The organism is Collinsella sp. LCP21S3_D3 (assembly GCF_052118305.1).
Classification (GTDB): domain Bacteria; phylum Actinomycetota; class Coriobacteriia; order Coriobacteriales; family Coriobacteriaceae; genus Collinsella.
In genome coordinates this window covers 40,398-56,974 of the sequence record NZ_JBQKHK010000010.1, presented here as the reverse complement: position 1 = coordinate 56,974, position 16,577 = coordinate 40,398, and the positions used below count along the sequence as shown (strand labels likewise).

At 59.1% G+C, this 16,577-nt stretch carries 16 protein-coding genes; 12 read left to right on the top strand and 4 right to left on the bottom strand.

The genetic code is table 11. The features are described from left to right. Nucleotides 1-140: 140 nt before the first annotated feature. The 3 genes from deoC to ACTQ1S_RS06160 all read left to right on the top strand — a co-directional run bounded on the left by deoC (nt 141) and on the right by ACTQ1S_RS06160 (nt 2,532). Nucleotides 141-815, top strand: coding sequence for a deoxyribose-phosphate aldolase (deoC, locus tag ACTQ1S_RS06170; RefSeq protein ID WP_154517368.1), 675 nt, complete (start codon nt 141-143; stop codon nt 813-815). 150 nt (nt 816-965) lie between these two features. Beyond that, entirely contained in the window at nt 966-1,808 is an 843-nt protein-coding gene (locus ACTQ1S_RS06165) for a Cof-type HAD-IIB family hydrolase (protein ID WP_154517365.1), read from the top strand. Nucleotides 1,809-1,872: 64 nt separating this feature from the next. Beyond that, on the top strand, nt 1,873-2,532 hold the full coding sequence (locus tag ACTQ1S_RS06160; RefSeq protein ID WP_370450635.1) for an HAD family hydrolase: 660 nt from the start codon (nt 1,873-1,875) through the stop codon (nt 2,530-2,532). Between the two features lie 60 nt (nt 2,533-2,592). Here ACTQ1S_RS06160 and ACTQ1S_RS06155 read toward each other — a convergent pair whose 3' ends face one another. After that, on the bottom strand, nt 2,593-3,375 hold the full coding sequence (locus tag ACTQ1S_RS06155) for a TatD family hydrolase (protein WP_441056991.1): 783 nt from the start codon (nt 3,373-3,375) through the stop codon (nt 2,593-2,595). A gap of 14 nt (nt 3,376-3,389) precedes the next feature. After that, on the bottom strand, nt 3,390-4,187 hold the full coding sequence (locus ACTQ1S_RS06150; RefSeq protein ID WP_441547304.1) for a tRNA threonylcarbamoyladenosine dehydratase: 798 nt from the start codon (nt 4,185-4,187) through the stop codon (nt 3,390-3,392). A gap of 298 nt (nt 4,188-4,485) precedes the next feature. Here ACTQ1S_RS06150 and ACTQ1S_RS06145 point away from each other — a divergent pair, with 298 nt between their 5' ends. From ACTQ1S_RS06145 to ettA, 3 genes are all read left to right on the top strand, one after another. Then, nucleotides 4,486-4,764 (top strand): autorepressor SdpR family transcription factor, encoded by a 279-nt coding sequence (locus ACTQ1S_RS06145; protein WP_154517353.1) that lies wholly within the window; start codon nt 4,486-4,488, stop codon nt 4,762-4,764. Next, nucleotides 4,757-5,458: an SdpI family protein gene (locus ACTQ1S_RS06140; protein WP_441547303.1), complete on the top strand. Its 702-nt coding sequence runs from the start codon at nt 4,757-4,759 to the stop codon at nt 5,456-5,458. The genes ACTQ1S_RS06145 and ACTQ1S_RS06140 overlap by 8 nt, the downstream gene beginning before the upstream one ends. 184 nt (nt 5,459-5,642) lie before the next feature. Then, entirely contained in the window at nt 5,643-7,322 is a 1,680-nt protein-coding gene (ettA, locus tag ACTQ1S_RS06135) for an energy-dependent translational throttle protein EttA (protein WP_055251458.1), read from the top strand. Nucleotides 7,323-7,381: 59 nt separating this feature from the next. On the opposite strand, the gene ACTQ1S_RS06130 is transcribed toward ettA, so the two are convergent. Together ACTQ1S_RS06130 and ACTQ1S_RS06125 are read right to left on the bottom strand one after the other, a co-directional pair. Next, nucleotides 7,382-8,689 (bottom strand): hypothetical protein, encoded by a 1,308-nt coding sequence (locus ACTQ1S_RS06130; RefSeq protein ID WP_441547302.1) that lies wholly within the window; start codon nt 8,687-8,689, stop codon nt 7,382-7,384. Between the two features lie 138 nt (nt 8,690-8,827). Further along, nucleotides 8,828-9,772, bottom strand: a complete 945-nt coding sequence (locus ACTQ1S_RS06125; protein WP_441547301.1) for a hypothetical protein — start codon at nt 9,770-9,772, stop codon at nt 8,828-8,830. A 203-nt stretch (nt 9,773-9,975) separates the two neighbouring features. Here ACTQ1S_RS06125 and ACTQ1S_RS06120 point away from each other — a divergent pair, with 203 nt between their 5' ends. The 6 genes from ACTQ1S_RS06120 to ACTQ1S_RS06095 all read left to right on the top strand — a co-directional run bounded on the left by ACTQ1S_RS06120 (nt 9,976) and on the right by ACTQ1S_RS06095 (nt 16,342). After that, nucleotides 9,976-11,955 (top strand): NAD(+) synthase, encoded by a 1,980-nt coding sequence (locus ACTQ1S_RS06120; RefSeq protein WP_441547300.1) that lies wholly within the window; start codon nt 9,976-9,978, stop codon nt 11,953-11,955. A gap of 118 nt (nt 11,956-12,073) precedes the next feature. Beyond that, complete coding sequence (locus ACTQ1S_RS06115; protein ID WP_427718501.1) at nt 12,074-13,237, top strand: pyridoxal phosphate-dependent aminotransferase; 1,164 nt, start codon at nt 12,074-12,076, stop codon at nt 13,235-13,237. Nucleotides 13,238-13,438: 201 nt separating this feature from the next. Continuing rightward, the gene (locus tag ACTQ1S_RS06110; RefSeq protein WP_441547299.1) at nt 13,439-14,389 is read left to right on the top strand and encodes an L-lactate dehydrogenase; all 951 of its coding nucleotides are present in this window, start codon (nt 13,439-13,441) and stop codon (nt 14,387-14,389) included. 172 nt (nt 14,390-14,561) lie between these two features. Further along, nucleotides 14,562-15,566 (top strand): nucleoid-associated protein, encoded by a 1,005-nt coding sequence (locus tag ACTQ1S_RS06105; protein WP_118377194.1) that lies wholly within the window; start codon nt 14,562-14,564, stop codon nt 15,564-15,566. Between the two features lie 84 nt (nt 15,567-15,650). Further along, nucleotides 15,651-16,001: a hypothetical protein gene (locus ACTQ1S_RS06100; RefSeq protein WP_441547298.1), complete on the top strand. Its 351-nt coding sequence runs from the start codon at nt 15,651-15,653 to the stop codon at nt 15,999-16,001. After that, entirely contained in the window at nt 15,998-16,342 is a 345-nt protein-coding gene (locus ACTQ1S_RS06095) for a type II toxin-antitoxin system RelE family toxin (protein ID WP_154517327.1), read from the top strand. Before ACTQ1S_RS06100 ends, ACTQ1S_RS06095 begins: the two co-directional genes overlap by 4 nt. Nucleotides 16,343-16,577 lie beyond the last annotated feature (235 nt).

The window sequence follows — 16,577 nt, the reverse complement described above, 5'->3', positions numbered from 1 at the left end:
TCCGTAAATATACGTCTACAGCTAATTTCATACCACTTGCCGGAATGCGGACGCTGTCCTTGCATGTCGGGCGTATATTGAACGTGGTTTTTCGCGTGAAACCACGAATCGGTTGTCAGCCCTGAACAAGGAGGCTCAGCATGACGCTTGCCAAACCCATCAATAAATACATCGACTATATCGATGCCCCCGAGGACACGTTTGAGCAGTATGTCGAGAAGGCGCTAAAGTACAACTTTCGCTGCGTATTTGCGAACCTGCAGGAGTACGAGACGGGCCGCGCCATGCTCGAGGGCTCTGACATCATCCTTGCCGGCGCTATCGACTTTCCCCAGGGCACTATGACGCTTGAGGAGAAGCTTGCGAGGTTTGAGGAATACGCTGCGTGTGGCTTTACCGAGATTGACTACGTTTTGAATCAGGGGTCGATCGAGAACCGCGATTTTGATGCCATCGAGCGCGAGATGACTGCCGTTGCTGATTTTTGTCGCGCGCATGGCATCACTGACAAGGTAATCGTTGAGATGTGCAAGCTGGACGGCGACGACGCCGCCAAGCGCCGTGTATGCGAGATCGCGCTGGAGGCCAAGCCGGGATTCCTTAAGACATCGACCGGCAGAAGCTTTGGCGGTGCTAAGCTCGAGGACGTGCGGCTGATGCACGAGGTGCTCGGCGATTCCGTGGCAATCAAGGCGGCGGGCGGTATCCATAATTACGAAGAGGCTTGCGCATTCATCGAGGCCGGCGCCAGCGCGTTAGGTGCATCGGCGGGCATCGCGATCGTCGAGGGCGCACCGACGGATGAGCGTCGCTAGCAGACGTATTTGACCTGAGCGATAAAGCTTCACGACCACACGCCGTTCATGTTCGGGACAATATGACCTTTTACCCCGTTGCAGACAGAGCCGCAGTAGGTGTTCTGTATGATGACTCAGGCAAGGTTGTTCAATGACAGGGAGGCTTATATGGCAATCAAAGCCATCGCAATGGATATCGACGGTACGCTCACCAACGACCAAAAGGTCATCAGCCCGCGTACGCGCGAGAAGCTGCTCGCGGCGCAGGAGTCGGGCATTAAGCTCATTTTGGCTTCGGGCCGTCCCGCATGGGGGCTGCACGCCTTGGCGCAGGAGCTCGACCTTCAAAACCATGACGGTCTGCTGGTGGCCTTTAATGGCGCTCACGTCGTCGACGCTCAGACCGATGAGGTCCTTTTTGACCAGGCCATGCCGGCTGACGTACTGCACCGTCTGATTGATCATCTGCGTAATTTTGACGTGATCCCTATGATTTCGCTCGGTCGCGATCTGCATGTCGAGGATTCGTACCGCTGCATGATTACGCTGCCGGATGGCTCGCAGAAAAACATCGTCAAATACGAGCGCGATGCCTGCGACCTTAAGATCCGCGAGGTGGAGAGCCTGCATGAGGTCGTGGAAACTTATCCCGTGGACAAGCTGCTCACTGCTGGCGACCCGGCCTATCTGCAAGCGCATCACGAGGAGATGTATGCGCCCTTTACTCAGACGCTTTCGGGTATGTTTACGGCCGACTGGTACTTTGAGTTTACGGCTCCCGGTATCGACAAGGCCCGCGCGCTCGAGGGTGCCCTGCCCAAGCTCGGCATCGATGCCAGCGAGGTCGTCTCGTTTGGCGACGGCCAGAACGACAAGTCCATGATTGAGTGGGCCGGCACCGGTGTTGCCATGGGCAACGCGGTTGACGAGGTTAAGGCCGTGGCCCAGATGGTGACTGCCAATAACAACGAAGACGGCATTGCGGTGGCGCTGGATAAGCTGCTGGGTTAGAATCGCCGATTAATGCATGGTTCGGGCGCCTGCTTACAGGCGTCCTTTTGTTAGGGAGGGTGCCGTGTCCGCATTTCCGTTCGACGCCGTTATCTTTGACATGGACGGCGTCATTGTCGATACCGAGTATTACTACCTGAGCGAGACTGCCGCGTTTGCCAAGGAGCTTGGGCTTAACCTGACTCAAGAGGAGTTGAACGGGCAGATCGGTACCTCACATCAGTTCTTCCTGCATATGCTGGTCGATTGGTTTGAGCGCGCCGGTAAGGGGCATTTCACTGGCGAGGAAGCGTTGGCCCGTTGGGACGAGTGGGCGCATAAGCGTCCGCGCGACTATCAGGCTTTGATTAACCCAGGCGCCGTGGATACGATTCGAGAGCTGCCGCGCCGCGGCGTTCGCGTGGCGCTTGCCAGCTCGTCTCCCATGGATAGCATCGAGGAAGTGCTCAATGCGTGCGGGCTGTCGGATGCCTTTGAGTATGTGGTGAGCGGCGAGCAGTTTAAGGAGAGCAAGCCCGAGCCCGACATCTACCTGCATGCGCTGGACCTGCTGGGACTGCCCGCGAATCGCTGCTGCTGCGTTGAGGATTCGGTACCTGGTATCACTGCCGGCAAGCGAGCCGGCCTGACGGTCATTGCCAAGCGCGAGGAACGCTTCGGCTTTAGCCAAGATGCCGCGGACAAGATTATCGACCAGCTGCCGGAGCTGCTGGAGCTTGCGTAGGACTTGGACGGCACGTCTGCCGTCATAATGGTATCGTTGTCGTCTTTTTGCCCAGAGGGGTTAGCGAAGGCCAAAAACAGAGTGCGCATTTGTTAAAACTGCCGATTCGATGCGCTTTGCGTCACAATTTTTGAGCGAGGCGATGCGCATCGAGGTCCTTGTGAGCGATTTGATGAGCGACTGTGCGCTTGTTTCTGTGTTTGCCTCTGCCGGCGCATCGGTCTCGAGCAGTAAACGATCGAGTGGAATCTGTCGTGCGTATTCGCGTCCTCGTTTAGACGCGAGCATGCGTTCGTTGACAGAAAAATAGCAGCTCGCATTACGCGCGCGGACGAGTTCGTCCGAAGTACCGCTAAACCAGTGGAAGATGATAGCGGGGGAGTCGGGGTTTGGGATGAGTAGACCATGCGATTCGAGGACGTCCAGTACGGCTCCTGCCGAACGAACGGCGTGAATCGATATCACGCGCCCGGCAAGAGGACACTGCACGAGCGCATCGCAGAGCCGGTCAAGTGCCTGTATTTGCAGCGGTTCGCTTCCGGCAAAGCGCGCGGAAAAGTCGAGTCCCACCTCGCCGATGTAGCGCTCTTGGGCAGCAACTTTGCAAAGCAGATTGACTTCGGCAGGACCGCAGCGGCCGTCGGCGAGCCACCAGGGATGGAGCCCGACGCCCGCGATAATGTTTGGGTAACGGCTGGCCCGCTTTTTTGCTGCCGCGAAGTCGCGTGGGTCGACCCCGCAATCAAAGACCCCCAACCCTATAGCCGCAGTTTCGTCGGCAACAGCATTCGGGTAAGCCATCAAATCAAGATGGCAGTGTGCATCAAATAACCGGGGCTCCATCTCGGCGCACTCCGCTAGTCCAGGCGCTGGCCATCGGCGCGCACGCGCTCGGTGCCGCGCCCACTGATCTGGCGGATAACCTCGCCGGCAATCATCTGACCCATGATGGGCGGCATAAAGCTGGTGGTTCCGAGCTCGGTACGCTCGTGGATGTTGGAAGGGTCGCGGGGCTGTGTCTTAACCGATTCCTCGCAGCTAAACAATACATGTAGGCTCTTGATTCCGCGCTTCTTACATTCTTTGCGCATAATGCGGCTCATGGGGTCACGTACCGTATCGAAGATGTCGGCAAAGCGGAGGCACTCGGGATGGAGCTTGTTGGCCCCGCCCATGGAGCTAACCAAACGAATGTCGTGGTCCTGAGCATATTTGGCAATAGTGAGCTTGGCCGAGATGGTGTCGATGGCGTCGACGACGTAGTCGAGCTTGCCGCCCGTCTGCTCAAAAACGCTCGCAAAGAACTCGTCGATGTTGTCGCTCAACAGGTATTCGGTGCGCTTGATAACGGTGGCGGCGGGATTGATATCGCGAATCATGGCTTCCATCACGTCTACCTTGCGCTTGCCGACGGTGCTGTGGAAGGCGATGGCCTGGCGATTGATATTGCTGGGCGCGATGATGTCCTTGTCCAGAATGACGAAATGACCGATGCCGCCGCGGGCGAGTGCCTCGCAGCAATTGGAGCCCACACCTCCGCAGCCGAGCACCAGCACCGTAGCATCGGCGAGCTTATCGAGTGCCTCGCGGCCCATGATGATCTCGAGCTTGGTGTCGCGTGTCTCGATGGCGGCTGCGGCAGCGGTTTCGGTCATAGATATCCTCCGATGGGGATTCGGTCGTGTTTTAGCTATCGCCATTATAGGTATTATTGCGATTCCATTTGAGCCCTTGGAGCTTGTTGAAATGGGATCGGGATTCGCATAAGATTGAAGCAGATGGCGCCCGTTGCCGCGGGTTAGCCAACTCCGAAACACGTTTATGGCGTGAGAAGTGGCCGTCTTCGCATTACGCGGGGCGGCTATTTTTTTGAGTACAAGATTAGATAGTTAGACAAACATCTAAATATCGAGTATAGTGTGCGCGTCGAACGAAATACTGAGAGGAGGTCCTATGCCGGGAGAGGGTTTTAAAGCGCTGGCCGATCCTACGCGGCGGCGCATTTTGGAACTACTACGCGAGGGCGACCGCACGGCTGGGGAGCTTGCCGAGCATTTTGACATCAGCAAGCCGTCGTTGAGCCATCATTTGGCGACGCTCAAAAACGCCGGGTTGGTGACCGATGAACGTCATGGCCAAAACATCGTTTACAGCTTAAACACCACCGTCATGCAGGACTTGATCGGTTGGTTTATGGGCTTTACAAACACTGAAGGTGATAAGGATGAATAACGAAAACAAGGGCATTCACGCCACGGGGGTATCGCCACGCGTGTGGATCGCGCTGGTCGCTCTGTGCGTCGCCAATATCGTAGCGCACCTTATGGTGATGCCGAGCTTGCCGGCGCAGATTCCCACGCACTGGGGCGCGAACGGCGTTGACGGTTGGGGTCCCAGCTGGATGGCCTCCGCGCACGGCGTGCTGCCCCTGGTGCTTCTCGCAATGTTCTGCGTGGTGCCGCGCATCGATCCCAAAGGTGAGGCATATCGAACCTCGGGCAAGTTCTATCAGGGCTTCGTAATCGCCTTCACCCTGTTCATGTGCGCCATAAGCTGGTTGGGAGAGCTTACGGTCTGGGGCGTGGTGCCGGCGGTCGGTTCGGTCAACGTGCTGATTTCCGGTGCTGTCGGTTTGCTGTTCATTGGCGTAGGCAACTACTTGCCGCGTGTGAAGCAGAACTATACGCTCGGTATCAAGACGCCCTGGGCGCTTGCCGATCCCGAGAACTGGCGCCGTACGCAGCGTTTTGGCGGTGCCTGCTTTATGGTGCTGGGTGTTGGTCTGATTGCGATGGGCGTTGCGGGTAGCGTGCTTTCAAGTGAAGTTGTCGCCGCGGTGATTGCGGTTCTGGCGTTTGGTTCGGTCGGAGTCGTCTACGTCTACTCGTATCTGCTGTGGCGCAAATCGCAGCGAGCCGCTCGTTAAGGTTGCGGAAAACCAGCGTACGCAGTTCATAGTATGTTCCGGGGGACTTTTCCCAGGTAGTATTAGGGAGTATGGGCAACCGTGTCCCTTTTTCGTTACGTTTTAGAGCTGGTTTTCTCATCTCGTTTCCACTAAAGCGAAACAAGAATAGGGAAACAGCAGGTAGAAAGGATAAAACAGACAAATGGCAGAGTTTATCTACCAGATGTATCAGGCTCGCAAGGCTCATGGCGACAAGGTGATCCTTGACGATGTGACCCTGAGCTTCTATCCCGGTGCCAAGATCGGCGTCGTGGGCCCTAACGGCATGGGCAAGTCGACCCTGCTCAAGATCATGGCCGGCATCGAGGAAGTTTCCAACGGCGATGCCAGACTTACCCCCGGCTACACCGTGGGTATCCTGCAGCAGGAGCCGCCGCTCGACGACGACAAGACCGTCATCGAGAACGTGCGCATGGCATTTGGCGACATGATCGCCAAGGTCGATCGCTTCAATAAGATCGGCGAGGAGATGTGCGACCCGGACTGCGACATGGATGCCCTCATGGCCGAGATGGGCAAGCTCCAGGACGAAATCGATGCCGCCGATGGCTGGGATATCGATTCCAAACTCGGCCAGGCTATGGATGCCCTGCAGCTGCCCGATTCCGACATGCCGGTCAACGTGCTTTCCGGCGGAGAGCGCCGTCGCGTGGCCCTGTGCAAGCTGCTGCTCGAAGCTCCCGACCTGCTGCTGCTCGATGAGCCCACCAACCACCTGGACGCCGAGTCGATCCTGTGGCTCGAGCACTTCCTGCACAACTACCAGGGTGCCGTGCTTGCCGTCACGCACGACCGCTACTTCCTGGACAACGTTGCCGAGTGGATCTGCGAGGTCGACCGTGGTCACCTCTATCCCTACAAGGGCAACTACTCCACGTATCTGGAGACCAAGGCCGCCCGTATCGAGGCTCAGGGTAACCGCGACGCCAAACTCGCTAAGCGCATGGAGGCCGAGCTCGAGTGGGTACGCTCCAGCCCCAAGGCCCGTCAGGCCAAGAACAAGGCCCGTCTGGCTCGCTATGAGGAGATGGAGGCCGAGGCCCGCGCAAGCCAGAAGCTCGACTGGACCGACATCCGCATCCCTGTGGGCCCGCGTTTGGGCAACAAGGTGCTCGAGGCCCATCACCTGCACAAGGAGTTCGACGGTCGCGTGCTCATCGACGACCTATCGTTCACCCTGCCGCGCAACGGCATCGTGGGCGTCATCGGCCCCAACGGTGTGGGCAAGACCACGCTGTTCAAGACGATTGTGGGTCTGGAGCCGCTGACCTCGGGTGAGCTCGAGGTGGGCGAGACCGTCAAGATCTCCTATGTCGATCAGAACCGCTCCGGCATCGACCCCGACAAGAACCTATGGGAGGTCGTCTCGGATGGCCTGGACCACATGATGGTCGGCGAGACCGAGGTCCCCAGCCGCGCGTACGTGGCGAGCTTTGGCTTTAAGGGCCAGGACCAGCAGAAGCGCGCTGGCGTACTTTCCGGTGGCGAGCGCAACCGTCTGAACCTGGCGCTTACGCTCAAGCAGGGTGGCAACCTGCTGCTCCTCGACGAGCCCACGAACGACCTCGACGTCGAGACGCTGTCCTCGCTCGAGGCGGCACTGCTCGAGTTCCCGGGCTGCTCGGTGGTCATTAGCCACGACCGTATGTTCCTGGACCGCGTCGCCACGCACATTCTGGCGTGGGAGGGCACCGACGAGAATCCGGGCAACTGGTATTGGTTCGAGGGCAACTTCGAGGCCTATCAGGCCAACCGCATCGAGCGCCTGGGTGAGGACGCAGCCCAGCCGCATCGTATTCACCGCAAGCTGACGCGCGATTAGTCGAGCTCAGGTGACCTAACGAGAAAGGGACGATAACCTTGAGGGTTATCGTCCCTTTTTTACTTGGTAGAAGGCTCGACTTTATCGATAGCCCAGGTGGCGCCGAGGCCGCCGGTGGTGTTGCGGCGGATGCGCACGGTGACTTCGTGGCGCTCGCCGGCCTGCGTGTAGCGCAGGGGGAAGCTTGCGCGGTTTCGCGCGGCCTCGATGGTACCGCGCTCGCGGGCGATCCAGTAGTACTCGCCGACGATGCCGAGCGTGTCGGCGCCGTAGGGGAGATAGGTCGACAGCTGGTGTAGCAATGGGCCGGGGCAGAAGACCTCGGTTGTGAAATCGACGGGGAAGTCCTCGGGGATGGTCGGTGCTGCGGGTGTGGTGACAGGTGCTGCAACGGGGAGCGGAGCCGGTGCAGGTGCGGGAATCTGGTCACAGGCAGATGCGGATGCGGACTCGATGGCAGGCTCAGGCTCAGGCGCTGTTTCCGGCTTAACTGCGAAATCCGTCGGTTCCACGGAGACGGACGTGTCTGCGGTCTCGGTTTTGGCATCGGCTCGCGGGGCATCCTCTGCCTCGACAGATGGCTTTGCCTCGGCTGGCGTGGATGCCATGGTGGTGATGCCGGCGTTTGCGTTCTCGGGGTCATAGACGACCGTGAGCGAGATGGCGGGCTGCGGCGTCTCGGGCTCTGGCGTCGACTCGGTAGCGTCTTGATCGTCGGGCTCGTCGGACTGATCGTCCTCGGGCTCGTCGCCAAAGACATCGCTGTTTTGGAACGCAGGCGTCTCGGGTTGGTTGGCGGCTTCTTCGGTTGTCGACTTGGGAGCCTCGTCGAGCTCCGCAGTGGCTTCCTGCTCTGATATGACTTCGGGATCGGTCGTGGCGGCGATTTCGGTTTCGGCTCCTGCTGTTACCTCAATAGCGACTTCGATCTCCGCCTCGGGCTCGGGTTCCGGCGCGGCTTCAACCATGGCTTCTGGCTCGGGACGCTTAACGTGCTTGGGACGCACGGCCTTGAGGTCCTTCTCGCCGCGCTTTTTCTTCTTGTAGGACTGCTTGGCTCCCTTGGCCGCCTTGGGCTTGTCCTCGCCCTTGGCAAGGGCGGCATCCCAGGTTTCGTTGGCGATGACGGTGGCATACAGACGGCCGCCCTTAAAGACGGTCAGCTTAATGCAGTCGTCGAGCTCCTCGAGCAGCTCGCGCGTGGACTCGAAGCCCAGGTCATAAGCGGCCATGTCACCAGCGGCGAGCGCCTCCTCGACTTGCGTCATAAACGTTTGCTTGCCGCACCCAATCGCGTCGCGCAGCAGGCGATACAGATAGATGTGGTTGCCCAGCGATAGTGTGGGCTTAACTATTGTCTTGCTCATGGCAAATCTCCTCTATACACACCAAAGCATCTTACCATCGCATGGGGCTTGCCATCTCGTCGCCCAAGGCAAACGGGCGCGACCGTTGCCGGTTCGCGCCCGTTATGCAGGTCGGTTATCTATGAGAGGCAAACGTGCCTAGTTGCCCGATGCCGTGCCTTGGCTCGAGCTGTCAGATGGCGTGCCGGACGCGGATCCGCTCGAGCTGCTATTGTTGCCGCTGTCGGTTGTGTCCGTTCCCGATGTATTGCCGTTTGCCTGGTCGCCCGTGCTCGGTTGAGAGCCGTCGGTCGTTTGGCTTGAGTCAGTCGTGCCGGATTGCGTACCGCTGTTGTTCACAGAGGAATCGGCGCCCTGCGACTGATCGGGGGCGTTCGAGGACGAATCGGTGGATGCGGAGTCGCCCTGCGAGTCGTCCTGCTGGCTTTGCGATTGACCAGTGCTATCCGCGTCGTGCTCGGTCGTGCGCGACGATAGGATTGACTCGGGGCGCTCGCCCAGACCTTCACCGGCGGTGGTGATAAGGATGGCGCCGGCGCAGGCGATGACCGCGACGATGGCGATGGCGATCGAGAAGACGATGACCTTCTTTTGCGTCTGGCTGCGCTCTGCCGCCGCCTTGGCACGCAGACTGTTGGGGGCGACGCGCGCCGTGGTCGCGCGCCCCGCAACCTGGCGCATCTCCTGCGTAGTCGCGGCGCCGCCCAGGTACTCCTCGGCATTAAGGTCAACGGGCTCATAGGCGCCGGCAGGGTAGTCGACGGCGGCGTGCGTGCCCTTGAGGGCGTTGGCGCTGGCAGAGATAAAGTGGCGGTAGACCTGCGAGGACACAACGGTGATGACCGAGCTCACGGCGGCACCGATCACCGATCCGGCGATGCCGATCTTGGAAGCAAGTGCGACGCTCGTGGCGGCAGCTGCGGCGCCGGCGATGATTTGGGGAATGGAAATGTCGTCGAACAGGCCCTTTTTGGGCGCGATGGCCATGGTCTGTCCGATGGAATGGTTTTCGTGAACGCCGTTGTTGAGTGCGGCCGGTGTCATGACGCGCGTGCGCGGCGCGTCGGTGTACTTGGTTGTCATACGGGGCCCTCCCGGTGTAAATCTGCTTCGTTTCGTGTAGCCATCAGGGTACCCACCAGATGTGAATCGTACGTGACATTTAACAGATACCATCAACTCATCAATAGCTCACCAAATTGGTGGGATGCGGTTACACCCGGCGGTTGAACTACAATAGGGCTTGCTAATTGTTGTGAATGGCGTCTACGCACGGGAGCATTCTTATGAATCTTCACCTTTCTCAGTCTGATGGCTTTTTGCGTGTGGCGGCGGCCTCGCCGCGGATTCGCGTGGCCGATGTCGAGGGCAATGCCGAGGTTGCGCTGGCGGCTGTTCGCGAGGCAGTCGAGCGCGGTGTCCGTGCTCTGGTGCTGCCCGAGCTTAATCTGACTGGCTATACCGCGGCTGATCTGTTCCATAACCGCACATTACTGCATACCTGCGAGGCCGCACTGGCACATATTCTCGATGAAACCCGCGAGCTGCCGATTGTCTTTACCATCGGTCTTCCCGTTGCGGTGGCCGAGAATATCTACAACTGTGCCGCCGTGTGCTGCGCGGGCGAGCTTTTGGGCCTCACGGCCAAGAAGTATCTGCCCAACTATGGCGAGTTCTATGAGCGCCGTTGGTTTGCTCCGGCGCCCGCCGATCCCGTGTGGGTTGAGTTTGCCGGTCAGGGTCCGGTTCCGCTGGGTTCGGGGCTTGTCTACCGCTGCTGTGATGAGGGCGCCGAGGATTTGGTACTCGGTATTGAGGTCTGCGAGGACCTGTGGGTGCCGGCGCCCCCTTCGACCGAGATGGCGCTTGCCGGTGCGACGGTGATCCTCAATCCGTCGGCCTCGGACGAGATTATCGGTAAGGCAGATTACCGCCGCAGCCTTATCTCCAATCAGAGCGCGCGCCTGTACTGCGCCTATGCCTACGCGGACGCGAGCGAGGGCGAGTCCACGACCGACATGGTCTTTGCAGGCGAGAACCTCGTCTACGAAAACGGTTCGAAGCTCGCCGCCACGAAGCTCCTCACCTGCGATATGGCGGTGGCCGACGTTGACCTCGACCGTCTGGTTGCCGAGCGTCGTCGTTCGACCACGTGGACGCGCGCGGACGATGCGCCGGAGGCCACGACCGTTGAGTTTTCGTTTGAGGGCGTGCTGGCCGAAGAACCTGTCCTGCGCGATGCGCTCGACATTGACCGTGTCTTCCCCCGCGCGCCCTTTGTGCCGGCCGACCATGGTGACCTGGCCGGGCGCTGCGAGACGATCCTCAATCTGCAGACTGCCGGCCTCAAGACTCGCCTTGCCCATACGGGTACCAAGGCTGCAGTCATCGGTCTTTCGGGCGGCCTGGATTCCACGCTGGCACTGCTTGTGACCGCGCGTGCCTTCGATGCACTGGGACTGCCGCGCACGGGTATCACAGCCGTGTCCATGCCCGGCTTTGGCACGACGCGTCGCACCAAGTCCAATGCCGAGTCGCTCGCTCGCGACCTGGGCGTGAGCTTCCGCGAGGTTTCGATCCACACGGCCGTGGAGCAGCACTTCAAGGACATTGAGCACGATCCGGCAGTTCAGGACGTGACCTACGAGAACAGCCAGGCCCGCGAGCGTACGCAGATTCTGATGGATCTGGCCAACCAGGCTGGCGGTTTTGTTATCGGCACGGGCGACCTGTCAGAGCTGGCGCTCGGCTGGGCTACCTATAACGGCGACCACATGAGCATGTACGCCGTCAACGCGAGCGTGCCCAAGACGCTTGTGCGCCATCTGGTACGTTATGCCGCCGATGTCTTTGGCGGGCGTATTGCCGAGGTCTTGCTCGATATCCTCGATACGCCGGTGTCCCCCGAGCTTCTGCCGCCCACGGGCGACGGTGAGATTGCTCAGAAGACCGAGGATTTGGTGGGCCCGTACGAGCTGCACGATTACTTCCTCTATTACCTGCTGCGTTTTGGCTTTGAGCCGGGCAAGATCTACCGTATGGCGCTCAAGAGCTTTGAGGGTGTCTATGACGCCAAGACCGTCCACACGTGGTTGCGTACGTTCTATCGTCGCTTCTTTGCCCAGCAGTTTAAGCGCAGCTGTCTGCCCGATGGTCCCAAGGTGGGCTCGGTGACGCTCAGCCCGCGCGGCGATTGGCGTATGCCGAGTGACGCCAGCTCGCGTCTGTGGCTTGCGCGGATCGACGCGCTCAATCCAATTGACTAAGGTTGGCTAAATTGAACCAATACGGGGGTTGCAAGCGTTACACTTTTGCAATCTGATGGCCCGTATCGCGCGGCGCTCTTGTCGGAGCGCCGTATTTTTTATATCGAAAGGTGGCACCATGCAGGCATCGCAGCGTCTCGACCGCTTTGGCGCGGAGGTCTTCGCCTCGCTCAACAACAAACTTCTTGCGCTGAAGGCTCAGGGCAAGACCATTTACAACATGAGCGTGGGCACGCCCGACTTTAAGCCGTACGACCACGTGGTCGACGCGCTCACGCAGGCCGCCCAAAATCCCGAGATGTGGAAGTATTCCCTGCGCGACCTGCCCGAGCTTAAGCAGGCCGTGTGCGATTACTATGAGCGTCGCTTTGGCGTTTCGGGCATTACGCCGTCCATGGTGCAGTCGTGCAACGGCACGCAGGAGGGCGTGGGTCATTTGGGCCTGGCCCTGCTCGATCCGGGTGACACCATTCTGGTTCCCGATCCGTGCTATCCGGTCTTTGAGGCGGGCGCGAAGATCGCCGATGCCAAGCTCGAGTACTATCCGCTGGTGGCGGAGCACAATTACCTGCCCTATGTGGCGGGCATCGATCCCGAGGTGGCCGATCGTGCCAAGTACATGATCGTGTCGTTGCCCGCCAACCCGGTGGGCTCGGTGGGCACGCCCGAGGTCTACGAGGAGATTATCGCCTTCGCCCGCGAGCACGACCTGCTGATCGTCCATGACAACGCGTACTCCGACATCGTGTTTGACGGCGAGCCCGGCGGCAGCTTCTTGCAGTATCCCGGCGCGCTCGAGGTGGGCGTGGAATTCTTCTCGCTTTCCAAGTCGTTTAACGTCACCGGTGCGCGCATCGGCTTTTTGGTCGGCCGTGAGGATGTGGTCTCTGCCTTTGCCAAGCTGCGCAGCCAGATCGACTTTGGCATGTTCTTCCCGATTCAGAAGGCCGCCATCGCCTGCCTCAATGGTCCGCGCGATGAGGTCGAGGCGCAACGTCTGAAGTACCAGGAGCGCCGCGATGCCCTGTGCGACGGTCTTGAGGACCTGGGCTGGGAGCGTCCCAACGCGCATGGCTCTATGTTTGTGTGGGCCAAGCTTCCCGGTGGCCGCACCGATTCCATGGCGTTTTGCGAGGAGCTTATGGAGAAGGCCGGCGTTGTGGTGACGCCGGGCGCGAGCTTTGGCCCTTCGGGCGAGGGGCACGTGCGCATGGCGCTGGTCCTGCCGCCCGATCAGATCGCTTTGGCTGTCGAGGCCATCCGCGAGGCGGGCCTGTATTAGAAGACTATTTGGGCTCGTCAATAGCTCGAAACCGATTTCGTGCAGTTATTTTACGAATCCTGCAAACAATTTCGGTAAACGGTCGATTTTTGGCTGCGTATAGGAGCATAATCAAAGTCCCGATTGGATGTATTGGGATTACGGCAAGCCGCTCGGGTCGTTCCCGGGCGGCTTGTTTGTGGAGAGAGATGGGAGTTTCTAATGGTTAACGAGAAGAAGGTCGCTATTGTCGGCTGCGGTTTCGTCGGTTCGTCTTCGGCGTTCGCGCTGATGCAGAGTGGTCTGTTCTCCGAGATGGTTCTCATCGACGTGGACAAGAACCGCGCCGAGGGCGAGGCCCTGGATATTGCGCACGGCATGACGTTTGCCGAGCCGATGAAGATCTACGCCGGCGATTATTCTGATGTCGCCGACGCCGCCATGATCGTCGTCACTGCTGGCGCTGCTCAGAAGCCCGGGGAGACCCGCCTGGACCTGGTCAACAAGAACGTCAGCATCTTTAAGTCCATTATTCCCGCGATTAAGAAGTCTGGCTTCGACGGCATTCTGCTCATCGTCTCCAACCCGGTCGACGTTCTGACCTACGCCGCCATCAGGATGTCCGGTCTGCCCGAGGGCCATGTCATCGGCTCCGGCACCGTGCTCGACACCGGCCGTCTACAGCAGATGCTCGGCGCCCACGTCGAGGTTGACCCGCGCGACGTTCAGGCCTATGTCATGGGCGAGCACGGCGACTCCGAGTTTGTCGCCTGGTCCAGCGCTCAGGTTGCCGGCGTGCCGCTGAACACCTTCTGCGAGCTTCACGGCCACCTGGAGCATGAGGCTGCCGAGAAGCGCATTGCCGAGGACGTCAAGAACTCCGCCTACACCATCATCGAGAAGAAGCACGCCACCTACTACGGTGTCGCTATGGCGGTAAAGCGCATCTGCACTGCCGTCATGCGTGACGAGCAGACCGTTCTGCCCGTCTCCTCGCTCATGGTGGGCGAGTATGGTCTGTCCGATCTTGCCATCTCCATGCCGACGGTCGTTGGCCGCGACGGCGTTGTCTGCCGCGTCCCCGTGCCGCTGAACGATGACGAGCAGCATGAGCTCACCGCCTCCGCAAAGGCCCTCAAGGACATTATCGACAGCGTCGACTTTTCCTGCTAAATCAAGCTCGCTAGAGCGAAAAGCTACAATGAAGGCGTCCGGGCCCATGTGACCCGGGCGCTTTTTTATGCAAAGGGGACAGGCTTGTTTGCACCAATCTTCGATGCGCCTGGGGTGGACTCGACCGCTATACTGGTTCGTGCCAAAAGCGATCTAGAACGGAATGCCGTATATGAAAATCAATCACGCGATTCTGCATATCCTGGACTTTGACTCTGCCGTCAACGTCATGAGCCAGCGCGAGCTGGATATCGAAAGCCGTACCGTGCGCAGCTTTGTTACCACGCATCTGCGCCGCGCACGTACCTCGGCCGACAATAAGCGCGCCACGTTTGCGGAGAACTCTGCGTTTGGCGGCGAGCTCAAGGGCTATTTCTTTGGTGAGCGTGAGTTCGTGGACTTGTCTCAGCAGATCGCGGAGTTCATCTCTTCCGAACTCACCAAGGCCGAGAAAGCCGAGTCCACCGACGTGCTCGTGGCCGATTTTGACGACGATGAAGATGCCCGCTGGTTTGCCGTGATGCTGCTGGGCTCCAAGCAGGCATTCATGCACGAGGTGGGTCGCGAAGAGGGCGAGGTTCGTAACGACATCGCGCGCCACTACGCCATTTTGCCAAACCCCTCGCAAAAGGTGCCGAGCTATGCCATCGTGCGTGCAAGCACCATGGAGATCGGCTACGTGGATAAGAAGCGCAAGATTGCCGGCGAGGACCGCATGCTCATTCCCGACGGCCTGCTGCAGTGCGACACGGGGGTTTCGGGTAAGGAGGTCATCGACACGGTGACGCGTGTGGTCGAGGAAGTCGCCGAGGAGCACGGCGCCAACACGGCCGTAGCGCTCGCCAAGGTCAAAGCCGCCGTTGCCGAGAAGGTTGAAGACGACGAGGAGCTGCCGCCTTGGGATATCGTCGATGAGGTCTTTGAGGACGAGCCGGTCATCAAGGAGAGCGTGCGTGCGGCGCTGACCGAGGAGAAGGTTCCCGAGCGCGTGCCCGTGGAGCGCAAGCAAGTCGAGCGCGCGGCCGTACGCAATCACAAGATTCGTACCGACACGGGCATCGAGATCAGCTTCCCGGCCGAGATGGGTTCGAACTCCGAGTACATCGAGTTCGTCAACGAGCCCAACGGCCTCATCTCCATCGAGCTCAAAAACATCGGTAGCATCGAGAATCGATAAAGCTTTTAACTTTTGAATAAAAGTCTAGATTATATTTTGAAGTATACTTTGAAATATAATCCGGATTATTTTTTGGAGGTCAAAATGTCCCCACTTGTTCTGGAAAAACCGGTGTTTACAAAAGACCAGGTTGTTTCTGCTACCGAAGCAAGCAAGTCCTTATCCACCATTCGTAAACGCGCAAAACGCGCGCCTCAGTTCATTGCTGATCATAATGATATCGATACCGTGATTATCGACTATGCTGCCTATGAGGAAATGTACGGCGCGCTGCAGTATCTGCGTGAACTTGAGATAAATCGCATCGCTGCGGATCGAGCCAAGCATGGTCCGCATGAGTTTGTTCCGTTTGAGGACGCCTTAACTGCCGAGGAGCTCGCGGAGCTTGAGTCGATGGATCCGGACGCGATTCCCGACGAGGACCTTTTCGAATGAGCGGGCATTTTGTTGTCGGCTTTTTGAATCGAGACGTCGAGAAGGAATATCAAAAACTAGATGGATCCCAGCGCAGGCTCGTCCGTATTGCCGTCGCAAAATTAAAGACGCGCGCTGATGAAATCGGAACGCCGCTTCACGGCGAGCTCGCCGGCTGCAAAAAGATTAAATGGCGGAATGCGGGACTCAAAATGGTTTTCCGAATCCGAGAGGACGGAATGGTTGAGATTGCCGAGATTGTAGCAATAGGGCGGCGCGATCGTTCCGAGGTCTATAAGACGGCCGTAGGGCGCCTGTCAAAGCAACCCGCCATGGTTGAATACGACGGAACCCTGAGATAGGGAAGGCCGAAGCTCCGATGGTGCTTCGGCCTTTGTTGTTTTCGGCTTGGTTGCCGACATCGCGTCGTAGGTTGAGCATAAGTCAGCGAAAACGACCCAGAGCGAGCAAGGTGACGTGAAAGAGGAGGGAAGCGTACTTTTGTACGCGACCGACGATTGAACGTCAGATTGCCGCTTAGGGGCGTTTGCAGCGTCGACCGGTCCGTCGTTCGTTAGAACGGCGGAACCAAAGGTG

What these genes read in the sequence shown, in the direction of transcription:
- ACTQ1S_RS06100 (WP_441547298.1), top strand. Translation starts at nt 15,651, where the DNA reads ATGTCCCCACTTGTTCTGGAAAAACCGGTGTTTACAAAAGACCAGGTT.
- ACTQ1S_RS06130 (WP_441547302.1), bottom strand. Translation starts at nt 8,689, where the DNA reads ATGAGCAAGACAATAGTTAAGCCCACACTATCGCTGGGCAACCACATC.
- ACTQ1S_RS06095 (WP_154517327.1), top strand. Translation starts at nt 15,998, where the DNA reads ATGAGCGGGCATTTTGTTGTCGGCTTTTTGAATCGAGACGTCGAGAAG.
- ACTQ1S_RS06150 (WP_441547304.1), bottom strand. Translation starts at nt 4,187, where the DNA reads ATGACCGAAACCGCTGCCGCAGCCGCCATCGAGACACGCGACACCAAG.
- ACTQ1S_RS06165 (WP_154517365.1), top strand. Translation starts at nt 966, where the DNA reads ATGGCAATCAAAGCCATCGCAATGGATATCGACGGTACGCTCACCAAC.
- ACTQ1S_RS06105 (WP_118377194.1), top strand. Translation starts at nt 14,562, where the DNA reads ATGAAAATCAATCACGCGATTCTGCATATCCTGGACTTTGACTCTGCC.
- ACTQ1S_RS06145 (WP_154517353.1), top strand. Translation starts at nt 4,486, where the DNA reads ATGCCGGGAGAGGGTTTTAAAGCGCTGGCCGATCCTACGCGGCGGCGC.
- ACTQ1S_RS06125 (WP_441547301.1), bottom strand. Translation starts at nt 9,772, where the DNA reads ATGACAACCAAGTACACCGACGCGCCGCGCACGCGCGTCATGACACCG.
- ACTQ1S_RS06155 (WP_441056991.1), bottom strand. Translation starts at nt 3,375, where the DNA reads ATGGAGCCCCGGTTATTTGATGCACACTGCCATCTTGATTTGATGGCT.
- ACTQ1S_RS06115 (WP_427718501.1), top strand. Translation starts at nt 12,074, where the DNA reads ATGCAGGCATCGCAGCGTCTCGACCGCTTTGGCGCGGAGGTCTTCGCC.
- ACTQ1S_RS06140 (WP_441547303.1), top strand. Translation starts at nt 4,757, where the DNA reads ATGAATAACGAAAACAAGGGCATTCACGCCACGGGGGTATCGCCACGC.
- deoC (WP_154517368.1), top strand. Translation starts at nt 141, where the DNA reads ATGACGCTTGCCAAACCCATCAATAAATACATCGACTATATCGATGCC.
- ACTQ1S_RS06110 (WP_441547299.1), top strand. Translation starts at nt 13,439, where the DNA reads ATGGTTAACGAGAAGAAGGTCGCTATTGTCGGCTGCGGTTTCGTCGGT.
- ettA (WP_055251458.1), top strand. Translation starts at nt 5,643, where the DNA reads ATGGCAGAGTTTATCTACCAGATGTATCAGGCTCGCAAGGCTCATGGC.
- ACTQ1S_RS06120 (WP_441547300.1), top strand. Translation starts at nt 9,976, where the DNA reads ATGAATCTTCACCTTTCTCAGTCTGATGGCTTTTTGCGTGTGGCGGCG.